This window comes from Micromonospora sp. NPDC049048, assembly GCF_043197615.1.
Taxonomy (GTDB): Bacteria; Actinomycetota; Actinomycetes; order Mycobacteriales; family Micromonosporaceae; genus Micromonospora.
In genome coordinates this window covers 1-2,514 of the sequence record NZ_JBICTM010000030.1, presented here as the reverse complement: position 1 = coordinate 2,514, position 2,514 = coordinate 1, and the positions used below count along the sequence as shown (strand labels likewise).

1 protein-coding gene is annotated in these 2,514 nt (G+C 72.5%); it reads right to left on the bottom strand.

Features of this window, described 5'->3' with window-relative positions:
* A partial coding sequence (locus ACGFIG_RS30695; RefSeq protein WP_393008867.1) for a condensation domain-containing protein occupies positions 1 to 2,514 on the bottom strand: 2,514 nt, incomplete at both ends.

The following is a 2,514-nucleotide window of genomic DNA, read 5'->3' as shown; positions in this document are numbered from 1 at the left end:
GCGACCCGGCGGATACGACGGATCCACCGGCACGAACGCCGCCCCCGCCTTCCACACCCCCAACATCGACGCCACCAACTCCACACCCCGGTCCAGCAGCACACCCACCACCGCACCGGCACCCACACCCCGGGCGACCAGGCTCCGCCCGATCACGGCGGCGCGGACGTCCAGCCCCACGAAGTCGACCGCCCGGCCGCCCGGCTCGGACACCGCCTCCGCCGACGGCACCTCCGCCACCCGCGCCTCGAACTCGTCCAGCACCGAACGCGACACCGGCGCCACCGCCGACACCCCGTCGGCCAGCAGCACCGACACCTCACCCGCCGGCAGACACGTCACCGACGCGTCACCGTCCACATCGGCCACCATGGCCTCCAACACCGCCCGGTACATGCCGCCGAGGCGCAGGACGTTGGGGTAGCTGACCTGGTGCGGCCGGGACAGGATGTTGAGCACCCCGCCGAGCGTCGAGACGTGCAGGCCGAACTCGCCGCTGGCCTCGTAGATGGCGTCCTCGAAGTCGACCCGCTCGGTGTCGACCTGCTCGAAGTCCAGGTAGTTGAAGAGGATCTCGATCGGTCGGCGCCCGTCGCCCAGGCGTTGCACGGCCGGCAGCGGGTAGCGGCGGTGCGGCCACAGCTCCAGTTCCCCGGCGAAGGTGTTGCGGATCAGCTCCCGCCAGGTCCGCGCGCCCGTGTCGTGCACGAACGGCAGCGTGTTCAGGTGCATCCCGTAGACCCGGTCGGCGCCGGTCACCTCGGGACGGCCGTGGCTGACCAGCCCGCTGGTGAACACGGGCTCGGCGGTGAGCTGACTCATCACCTTCAGGTGCGCGGCCAGCAGCACGCTCTTCAGCGACGTGTCGGTACGGCTGGCCAGCTCGCGCAGGTCGTCCATCAGGTCGTGCAGCGGGACCCGGGTGCCGCACTCGTACTCCGGGACCGACTCGTCCTCACCCCAGCCGGCGGGCAGTTCGAAGACCGGCCGGGCGACGACGCCCTGCCAGTACTCGCGGTCCTCTTCCGACGCCAGCGCCTCGATCTCGCCGGCGACGAAGTCGGCGTAGCGGACCGGGGGCGCCTCGAACGCCGCCGGTGCGCCGGTGTCGCGCAGGCTGCGGTAGTTGTCGAGGATCTCCATGAGCAGCGAGTGGTGGCTCCAGCCTTCGAGGATGCCGTGCGACATGGTCAGCACGAACCACCACGTGTCGTCGCGGCCGGCGGCCCCGGCGATGCGCATCTGCGGGACCTGGTCGGGGGTGAACGGGCGGGACCGCTCGGCGGCCAGGTACGCCCGCAGCCGGTTCTCGGCCTCCTCGTCCGTGCCGTCGCGCAGGTCGAGCAGCGTGACGTCGACGGGCACCTCGGCGTGCACGAGCTGCATCGGCACCGAGTAGCCGGTCAGGTCGAACGACGTACGCAGGATCTCGTGCCGGTCCACGACGGTCCGCACGGCCCGGCGCAGCGCGTCGCCGTCGAAGGCGTGCTCGTCGCGGATCGGGAACGCCGACACGTTGTGGTAGGTGCGCCGCTCGGAGTCGGAGAGGGTGACCACCAGCATGGCGAGCTGCACCTGCGCGCACGGGTACGCGTCGGCGAGCCCGGCGGGCAGCTTGGCCCGGTCGGCGTCGTCGAGCAGGCTGAACGGGGCCACGGCCTGGAAGGCGGGCGCGACCTCGGCCTCGTCCCCGCCCGCGAGGTGCCGCGCCAGGGCGGCGACCGTGCGGTGCACGAAGACGTCGCGCACCGAGACGGGGTGCCCGGCGCCGCGCAGCGCGCCCACGAGGGCGATGGCGCTGATGGAGTGCCCGCCGAGGTCGAAGAAGCTGTCCTGGGTGCTGACCTGCTCCAGGTTGAGCACCTGGCCCCAGATGCCGGCCAGCTGCGCCTCCAGCTCGGTGGCCGGGGCGACGTGCTGGCGGTGCGCCGGCTCGGCGGCGTCCCAGAGGGCGGCCCGGTCGACCTTGCCGTTGGCGTTGAGCGGGATCGCCTCCACGGCCACGAACTCGGCCGGGATCATGTACTCCGGCAGGTGCTCCGCGCACCGCTGCCGGATCCGGTCCAGCAGACCCGGCACCGGCGCGGCCGGCCGGTAGAACGCCACCAGCCGGTCCGACTCGCCGACCAGGGCGACCGCGTCGCCGACGCCGTCGGTGCCCTCGACGACCGCCTCGATCTCGCCGAGTTCGATCCGGTAGCCGCGGATCTTCACCTGGTGGTCGACACGCCCGACGAACTCCACCGCCCCGTCGGGCAGCCGCCGCACCAGGTCACCGGTCCGGTACATCCGCGAGCCCGCCGCACCGAACGGGTCCGGCAGGAACCGCTCCGCCGTCAGCGCCGGCTGACCCGCGTAACCGCGGGCCACACCCACACCACCCACGTACAACTCACCGACCACACCCACCGGGGCGAGGTGCAGGTCCCGGTTCAACACGTACATCGTCATCCCCGGCAACGCCCGACCGATCGGCACCACCGGACCCGCCTGCTCGGTCTCCACCGGGAAGAT